Origin of the sequence: Pseudolysinimonas kribbensis, assembly GCF_039531715.1 — a bacterium.
Classification (GTDB): Bacteria; Actinomycetota; Actinomycetes; order Actinomycetales; family Microbacteriaceae; genus Pseudolysinimonas; species Pseudolysinimonas kribbensis.
In genome coordinates, this window is the sequence record NZ_BAAAQO010000003.1 from 574,153 (window position 1) to 582,323 (window position 8,171).

8 protein-coding genes and 1 pseudogene are annotated in these 8,171 nt (G+C 72.0%); 5 read left to right on the top strand and 4 right to left on the bottom strand.

Annotation, left to right across the window (positions count from 1 at the left end):
- The first annotated feature begins 296 nt into the window (after positions 1-296).
- Together ABD285_RS09400 and ABD285_RS09405 are read left to right on the top strand one after the other, a co-directional pair.
- Positions 297-1,637, top strand: coding sequence for a hemolysin family protein (locus tag ABD285_RS09400; protein ID WP_344202167.1), 1,341 nt, complete (start codon positions 297-299; stop codon positions 1,635-1,637).
- Positions 1,634-2,674 carry a hemolysin family protein gene (locus ABD285_RS09405; protein WP_284252682.1) on the top strand — a complete coding sequence of 347 codons (1,041 nt, stop codon included), beginning with the start codon at positions 1,634-1,636 and terminating at the stop codon, positions 2,672-2,674. Before ABD285_RS09400 ends, ABD285_RS09405 begins: the two co-directional genes overlap by 4 nt.
- On the opposite strand, the gene ABD285_RS09410 is transcribed toward ABD285_RS09405, so the two are convergent.
- Positions 2,671-3,756 (bottom strand): NADH:flavin oxidoreductase/NADH oxidase, encoded by a 1,086-nt coding sequence (locus ABD285_RS09410; protein ID WP_344202170.1) that lies wholly within the window; start codon positions 3,754-3,756, stop codon positions 2,671-2,673. The genes ABD285_RS09405 and ABD285_RS09410 overlap by 4 nt on opposite strands.
- Positions 3,753-4,379 carry an HAD family hydrolase gene (locus ABD285_RS09415; RefSeq protein ID WP_284252681.1) on the bottom strand — a complete coding sequence of 209 codons (627 nt, stop codon included), beginning with the start codon at positions 4,377-4,379 and terminating at the stop codon, positions 3,753-3,755. Before ABD285_RS09415 ends, ABD285_RS09410 begins: the two co-directional genes overlap by 4 nt.
- 22 nt (positions 4,380-4,401) lie before the next feature.
- Between ABD285_RS09415 and ABD285_RS09420 the strand changes: the two genes are divergently transcribed.
- The 3 genes from ABD285_RS09420 to ABD285_RS09430 are packed head-to-tail and all read left to right on the top strand — an operon-like array spanning position 4,402 to position 6,832.
- The gene (locus tag ABD285_RS09420) at positions 4,402-5,217 is read left to right on the top strand and encodes an ADP-dependent NAD(P)H-hydrate dehydratase (protein WP_344202173.1); all 816 of its coding nucleotides are present in this window, start codon (positions 4,402-4,404) and stop codon (positions 5,215-5,217) included.
- Positions 5,214-6,524 (top strand): hypothetical protein, encoded by a 1,311-nt coding sequence (locus ABD285_RS09425; RefSeq protein WP_344202176.1) that lies wholly within the window; start codon positions 5,214-5,216, stop codon positions 6,522-6,524. Before ABD285_RS09420 ends, ABD285_RS09425 begins: the two co-directional genes overlap by 4 nt.
- Entirely contained in the window at positions 6,524-6,832 is a 309-nt protein-coding gene (locus ABD285_RS09430) for a thiamine-binding protein (RefSeq protein WP_344202179.1), read from the top strand. The genes ABD285_RS09425 and ABD285_RS09430 overlap by 1 nt, the downstream gene beginning before the upstream one ends.
- Here the strand turns inward: ABD285_RS09430 and ABD285_RS09435 are convergent.
- Both ABD285_RS09435 and ABD285_RS09440 read right to left on the bottom strand, forming a co-directional pair.
- Positions 6,829-7,488 (bottom strand): response regulator transcription factor, encoded by a 660-nt coding sequence (locus ABD285_RS09435; RefSeq protein ID WP_284252672.1) that lies wholly within the window; start codon positions 7,486-7,488, stop codon positions 6,829-6,831. The two genes, ABD285_RS09430 and ABD285_RS09435, sit on opposite strands and share 4 nt — an antisense overlap.
- Positions 7,485-8,171, bottom strand: a pseudogene (locus tag ABD285_RS09440) (hypothetical protein); the annotation flags it as partial. The pseudogene ABD285_RS09440 and the gene ABD285_RS09435, both read right to left, overlap by 4 nt.

Consider the following 8,171-nt stretch of genomic DNA (forward strand, 5'->3'; position numbering starts at 1 on the left):
GGGCGCGGGGTGGGAATTGGAATCGGGCCTGTAGGGACAGGTACCTCTACAAACGCGATGTGAACCCCGCCTCACTATGAGGCGCTATTCACATGGCGTTTCGAGAGTGCCCCGACGAACCCCCGGCACCGACGACCACCCGAGCACTGCTCCAGGCGATCGTTAGACGGCGTGGATCATGGTCTATCTCCGCACGGTCGACATGGCATTTCTCGGATTCTCGTCACGGGCGTGGAGGAGCAGTCTCGGTAGACTGCCCGGATCATGGACGACCCTCCGTCTCGACGCGGCCTCCGATGAGCTGGGACGTCGTGCTGCTCGTGATCGGGCTGGTGCTGACGGTCGGCACGGGGTTCTTCGTGGCGAGCGAGTTCACCCTGGTGAATCTCGAGCGTGCGGATCTCGAGGCGCGCCAAGCGCGCGGGGAGACGATGCTCGGGCCCGTCATCCGGGGTCTGCGGCACACCTCGACGCATCTCTCGAGCGCGCAGCTCGGCATCACGCTCACCACGCTGCTGACCGGGTTCACGCTGGAGCCGGCGTTCGGGTCGTTCCTGACGCCCGCCATCCGGGGCCTGGGTCTGCCGTCCGGGGCGGTGCTGCCGGTCGCGTCGATCGTCGCCGTCGCGATCGCGACGCTGCTGTCGATGATCATCGGCGAGCTGGTTCCGAAGAACCTCGCCCTTTCCGTGACGCGGCAGGTGGCGAAGATCGTCATCCCGTTCCAGCTGGGGTTCTCGACCGTGTTCAAGCCGTTCGTGTGGGTGCTGAACCGGTCGGCGAACGGCGTGCTGCGGGCTGTGGGCATCGAGCCCAAGGAGGAGCTGAGCTCCGCACGGACGGCTGAGGAGCTGCGCACACTCGTGCGCCGATCGGCGAGCGAGGGCGCGCTCGACCGCGACACCGCGACCCTCCTCGCGCGCACGCTCGCGTTCTCCGACCACGACGCCTCCGACGTCATGACGCCCCGACCGCGGGTCGCCAGCATCGACCGCTCCGCGAGCGCGCAGGCCGTCGTCGAGCTCGCGCGCCGCACCGGGTTCTCGCGCTTCCCGGTCATCGACGACGACATCGACGACGTCACGGGCCTCGTGCACATCAAACAGGCCGTCGCGGTGCCGCGCGAGCGTCGTGCCGAGGTGCCGGTGTCGGCGCTGGCGAACGACGCCCTCCGGGTGCCGGAGACCATGCGTCTCGACACCCTGCTCGGCGAGCTGCGCGGCCGCGGCTACCAGATGGCCATCGTCGTCGACGAGTACGGCGGCACGGCGGGCGTCGCGACCCTCGAGGACCTCGTCGAGGAACTCGTCGGCGAGGTGTCCGACGAGCACGACCGCAGTCGCCCGGATGTCGTGCGCAGTCGCGACTGGATCACCTTCCCCGGTGCCCTCCGCCCCGACGAGCTGCAGGAGCGCGCGGGCGTGAGCGTGCCGGAGGACGGTCCCTACGAGACCGTCGCCGGCTGGCTCATGAGCGAACTGGGCCGCGTCGCCCGGGTGGGCGACGCCGTGACGGTGCCGGCGGGGGTGTTCCGCGTCGAGCGCATGGACGGACGGCGGATCGACCGCATCCGGTTCACGCCCGATCCGGAGGCCGACGGCGGCACCGCCGCGCAGGAGCAGGGGGAGCGGCGGTGAACCCGGCCAACTGGTGGGGCCTCGTCTGGCTCGTCGTGCTGCTCGTCGTCAACGCCTTCTTCGTCGCGGCGGAGTTCGCGATCATCGCCGCGCGTCGCTCGCAGATCGAGCCGAGGGCGGACGCCGGCTCGCGGTTCGCCAAGACGGCGCTCTGGGCGATGGAGCACGCGACGCTCATGCTCGCCTCGACGCAGCTCGGCATCACGATCGCGTCGCTGCTTATCCTCAACGTTTCGGAGCCGGCGATCCACGGGCTGCTCGAGGTGCCGCTGCAGCTGACCGGCTGGGCCGATGAGGTCAACGGGACCATCGCCTTCATCGTGACCCTGCTGCTCGTCTCGTTCCTGCACGTCGTGTTCGGCGAGACCATCCCCAAGAACATCTCGTTCTCGATCCCCGACCGGGCCGCGCTCGTGCTCGCCGTGCCGCTGGTCGCGTGGGCGACGGTCTTCCGGCCGATCGTGTGGGCGCTGAACGCGATCGCGAACGGCGTCGTGCGTCTGTTCGGCGTCCAGCCCAAGAGCGAGGCGACCAGCGCCTACACGGTCGACGAGGTCGCGACGATCGTCGCGACCTCCACCCGGGAGGGCGTGCTGACCGATGCGACCGGAGCGCTCGGCAACGCGTTCGAGTTCACGACCAAGTCGGTGCGGGATGTCGCCCTCCCGCTCGAACAGCTCGTCACCCTCCCCGAGGACGCGACCCCCGTCGACGTCGAGCGGGCCGTCGCCCAGCACGGGTTCAGCCGCTACCCGCTCGTCGACGAGGCCGGCGAGCCGACCGGCTACCTGCACCTCAAGGACGTCATCGACCTCGACAACGGCGAATTCGACGAGCCGGTGCCGCCGAAGCGGATCCGGCAGCTGATCTCGGTGTTCCGCGACATGGACCTCGAGGACGCGCTCGCGATGATGCGGCGCTCGGGAGCGCACCTGGCGCGCTCGTTCGACGAGCACGGGACGACCCTCGGCGTGCTCTTCCTCGAGGACATCATCGAGGAGCTCGTCGGTCAGATCAACGACGCGACGCGACGCTAGCGCGGCGAGAGCTTCGCCCGCTCATACACCCCCGGCCACGCGAGGTCGACGCCGAGCTCGCGCGCAGCGCGCAGCGCGAAATGCGGGTCGCGCAACAGCTCCCGGGCGAGCAGCACGACATCGGCGGCGCCCGAGTCGACGATCCCGGCCACCTGGTGCGCATCGGTGAGCAGTCCGACGGCGCCGACCGGCAGCCCGCCGATCCGCCGCACGGTCGTCGCGAACGGCACCTGGTAGCCGGGGGCCGACTCGATCCGCTGGTCGGCGACGAGTCCGCCGGAGGACACGTCGGCCAGGTCGGCGCCGGCCCCCCGCGCCCATCCCGCGATGCGGCCGACCTCCTCGGGATCGAGACCGCCGGGCGCCCAGTCGCTCGCCGAGAAGCGCACGAGCACCGGCATCCGGTCGCCCACGCGCTCCCGGATGGCGCGGACCACCTCGACGAGCAGGCGCGCGCGGTTCTCGGCCGAGCCGCCGTAGGCGTCGTCGCGCCGGTTGCTGAGCGGCGAGAGGAACTGGTGCAGGAGGTAGCCGTGCGCGGCGTGCACCTCGACGAGGTCGAACCCGGCGGCGATCGCCCGCTCGGCCGCGTCGGCGAACGTCACGGGCAGCGCGGCCACCTCGTCGGGCGTGAGTTGGCGCGGCGCCGGCAGCGTGCCGAACGGCAGCGGCGAGGGCGCGACCGCGGGCCAGCCGCCATCCGCCTCGGGCACGTGGCCGCGCCGACCGTCCTCGCCCCACGGCGCCCAGGTCGAGGCCTTGCGCCCGGCATGCGCGAGCTGGATGCCGATGGGCACCCCCTGCGCGTGCACGAAGTCGACGACGCGGCGCCACGCGGCGACCTGCTCGTCGTTCCAGATGCCCGTGTCGCGCGGGCTGATGCGGCCGATCGCCTCGACCGCGGTGGCCTCGGTGAGCACGAGCCCGACGCCGCCGAGCGCGAACTGGCCGAGGTGCATGAGGTGCCAGTCCGTCGGCACCCCGTCGAGCGCATGGCACTGGTACTGGCACATCGGGGCGACCCAGATGCGGTTGCGCGCCGTCACGTCGCGCACGGGGAACGGGTCGAACAGCACGGTCACGCCGCCGCCTCCGCGAGGCCCTCGAGGAAGGTCCGGAGGCCGGGGGCGCCGGTGAAATGGTGCGCGGTGATGCCGAGCGCGGCGGCCGCGTCGACGTTCTCCGCCTTATTGTCGACGAAGACCGTGCCCGACGGCCCGACGCCCAGCTCGTCCATCACGCGGCGGTAGATCTCCGGGTCGGGCTTCAGCAGCCCCAGCTCGGCGCTCACGAACACCCGCTCCATGAGCGAACCGAGCGGCCAGAACCGGAACGGGTCGCCGTAGTCGAAGCCGGCGTTGGAGAGCAGCGCGATCCGGGTGCCGCCGTCGTGGAGCTCGCCGATGAGATCGCCCGTCTCCGGCTCGAGCGTGAACCAGCTCGCGAAGTCGCGCGCCCAGAGCTCGTGGATGCGCCGGATGCCCCATTCCGTCCCGAGCTCGCGCGCCATCGTCTGCCAGTACTCGACGACGCCGAGCGTGCCGTGGTCGAGCTCGTGCCGGTGGCGCAGCCAGGCCTCCTGCAGCGTCGCGAGGTCGGTGCCCGCGAGCGCGGCGAGCTCGGCCTGGGCGCCGGGGGCCGGGGTGCGCGAGATCACCTCCCCGTAGTCGAAGACGACGACCTTGCCGGGGATGCTGATGGCCACCCCGCCAAACTATCGTGGCTGCATGGACGACCTGTTCGGCCCCGAGCAGGCCGCCCGCTGGATCGCCGTCCCCGGTCCCGACGACGACAAGTACACCCGCGGCGTCGTCGGCTTCGTCACCGGATCGGCGCAGTACCCGGGCGCGGCCGTGCTCGGCGTCGAGGCGGCGGCCCGCACGGGCGTCGGCATGATCCGCTATCTCGGCACCGGGCGGCCGACCCGGCTGGTGCTCGCGCGCCGGCCCGAGGCGGTCACCGTCGACGGCCGCGTGCAGGCGTGGGTGCTCGGCTCGGGGCAGGACGCCGCGCAGCGCGACGAGCGCACCGCCGGATGGCTGAAGGCCGCGCTCGCGCAAGAGGTGCCGGTCGTCATCGACGCCGGCGCACTCGACCTGCACGACCGTGCCGCAGGCCCTGCGCTGCTCACGCCGCACGCCGGCGAGCTCGCCAAGGCGGTGGGTCGTCCCGTCGAGCAGGTTCGCGCCGACCCGGAGGGCGCCGCACGGGCGGCCGCCGCGTCGCTCGGCGCGACCGTGCTGCTCAAGGGGCACACGACGCACGTCGCCACGCCCGACGGCGGCATGCTGCGGGTGCGGAACGCCCCGAGCTGGCTCGCGACGGCGGGCGCCGGGGACGCGCTCGCCGGCATCCTGGGTGCGCTGCTCGCGACCCACGCGAAGCGCATCGCCGACGAGCCGGAGACCATCGCCCCGCTCGCCGCGACGGGCGCCGTGCTGCACGGCCTCGCGGCGGAGCGCGCGAGCGCCGGCGGACCGCTCACGGTGCTCGACCTCGCCGCCGAGCTGCCCCGCGTCATCGCCGGTCTGCTCGCCGCATGAGGCGCGGCGCCGGCCGGCGGGCGCATCGCCTGCTGACGCATCCGGTGCCGCTCTGGATCGCGTTCGTCGTCGTGCACCTCGTCGTCGGGGCGGTCGCGCTCGGCTTCCCGAACGGCACCGGCATCGGCGACGTGCGCGCGATCTACCCGGCATGGATCGAACAGGGGCTGTCGCGGCACGTCTGGGTGGGCATCCAGACGTCGTGGGTGTACCCGATCCTCGCCCTGCCGCCGATGATCGCGTCGAACCTGTTCGGGCCGGACCGGATCGCCCCCACCTGGCTCAGCCTCGTCTTCGTCGTGGATGCCGTCGCGTTCGCGTTCGTCACCGGCTTCGGCCGCGACCGACGCGGCGCGCTCGCCGCTTGGTGGTGGCTGGCGCTCCTGCTGCTGCTCGGGCCGATCGCGCTGACCCGCATCGACTCGTTCGCGACGGCGGCGGCTCTCGTCGGCGTTCTGCTGCTGGTGCGGGCGCCGCGCGCGGCCGGGGTGCTGCTCGCCGTCGGGGCCTGGATCAAGGTGTGGCCCGCCGCGCTCGTCGCGGCGGCCGTCGTCGCGCTCCGGCGCCGGGTCGACGTCGCACTCGGCGCGCTCGTGCTCTCCGCGGTGGTCGTGGCGGGAGCACTGCTGCTCGGCGGCGGGGCGCACGTGTTCTCGTTCGTGACGGCCCAGTCCGGCCGGGGGCTGCAGATCGAGGCGGGCCTCGCGACGCCCTGGCTGTGGATCGCGGCCGCCCATCCGGGCGGGCCGGTGTCGGTCTACTACGACACGACGATCCTGACCTACCAGGTGCAGGGCGCGGGCGTCCCGGCCACCGCCGCGCTCGCGACGCCCCTGCTGGTGGTGGCCGTGGGGGCCGTGCTCGTGCTCGGCATCCTGATCGCCCGTCGCGGGACGTCCGCAGCCGACCTGCTGCCCGCCCTGACGCTCGGCTTCACGACGGCGCTCATCGTCGCCAACAAGGTCGGGTCGCCGCAGTACATCGGCTGGCTCGCGGTGCCGATCGTGCTCGGGCTCGCGGTGCGGGCGACCGGGCGCGGGATGCCGTTCACCGGCCCCGCGCTGCTCACCCTGGTGACGGCGGCGCTCACCCAGCTCGTCTACCCGTTCTTCTACGACGACGTCCTGCGCCTGCAGCCGCTGATCCTCGCGGTGCTCACGGCCCGCAACCTGCTGCTGCTCGTGCTGTTCGCCTGGGCGCTGGCGTTGCTCGTGCGGCTGCTGCGCCGACCCCTCACCCAGGACGAGGATGGGCAGTGGCTGCCGGACGTCTGGCCGTTCGGCCCATCTCGCGAAAGGGAGTCCTGATGCTCGTCGCCTTCTCCGTCGCCCCCTCCGGCGGCCCCGCCGCCGAGGAGGACGGCTCCGTGCACGACGCGGTGGCCGCAGCCGTGCGGGTCGTCCGCGAGTCGGGCCTGCCGAACCGCACCGACGCGATGTTCACGACGGTCGAGGGGGAGTGGGACGAGGTCTTCGACGTCGTCCGCCGCGCCACCGAGGCCGTGGGCGCCTACGGCACGCGCGTGTCGCTCGTGCTGAAGGCCGACATCCGGCCGGGGCGCACGGGCGAGCTCACCGGCAAGGTCGAGCGCCTCGAGCGCGCGCTGGAGTCCTAGAACGCCCCGGTGGGCGCGTCCTGGATCAGGATGCCGTCCTGGATCGCGCGCTTGCGCAACGCGACCTTGGTGCCGACATCGATGCCCGCGACGCGGTACTTCTCGCGGATCCGCTTGAGATAGCTCTTGGCGGTCTCCTCGGAGATGCCGAGCTGGTAGGCGACCGACTTGACCGGCTCGCCGCCGCCGTACAACGCCATCACGCGGCGCTCCTGGGCGCTCAGCTTCGGCGCGCCGCCGATGTCGCCCGCGTTCAGCGCGAGGTCGAGTTCGGCGGAGATGAAGCTCTCGCCCTGCGACGCCGCCCGGATCGCCTCGACGATCATGACCGCGTCCTCGCTCTTGACCAGGTAGCCGAGCGCCCCGGCCGCGAGGGCCTCGCGAACGACGTTCGGCTCCGAGTAGGTGCTCATGAGCACCGTGCGCACGCCCGTGGTCTTCAGCGTCGAGATCTTGAGCGCGACCGGGATGTTGTCCTTGAGGTCGAGGTCGAGGAGCACGACGTCGACCGGGAACTCCGGATGCGTGAGCAGCTCCGGCCAGGTGGTGACCGCGGCCACCATGGAGATGTCGCTCGCGGCGCTGCGGATCCACTCCGTGAGCGCACCCAGAAGCATCTTGTGGTCATCGACGATGGCGACGCGGATGGGTGTCACGATCGCTCCTCACTGCGGATCTCCTGGTCGGCGGGATTGTCGACCAGACACTGGATGTCGACGCGCAGGCTCGCGTCCTGGGTGGAGTCAGAGTAACGCCCGACCCGGCTCAGGGCGTCCCAGACGCCCGAGTCGACACGATTCCGAGCGATCCCCGTGGAGGTGATCGTGATCGGCACGAGGATCTTGTGGTCGGGCACCTCGCCTCCCGGAGCCACCGGCCCGAGCTGGATCGTGAGCGATCGGCCCTGGCTCGGCTTGAGGTTCTCGCTCACGAGCAGCCAGGCGGTCGAGAGCAGGCCATCGCGCTGGGAGGGGTCGAGCAGCCCGGCCAGCGCGGACTTGTCGATGAGGGTGACCGACTTGCCGAGCATCTCCGACTCGCTGACGGCGTGGTAGAGCCAGGTCTCGCGCCGGCCCTCGATGAGGTGCAGGCGCAGCTCGGTCGCCAGCTGAGCCGCGATCGACGCATTCTTGGGGATCAGCGGCAGCACGACCTTGCGGTCGGCGACCGAGACCAGCAGCTCCTCGGCGGCGAGATCGAGACGGGCCAGCTCCTCGGATGCGAGCATGCCGACCGCGAAGCGCGGCGCCTGCACGGTGCTCTGCACGAGCACCCGGTCGAGTTCGAGCTGCACGAGCCGCCGGAAGGTCTCCACCACCACCACGCCGATGATCGTGGG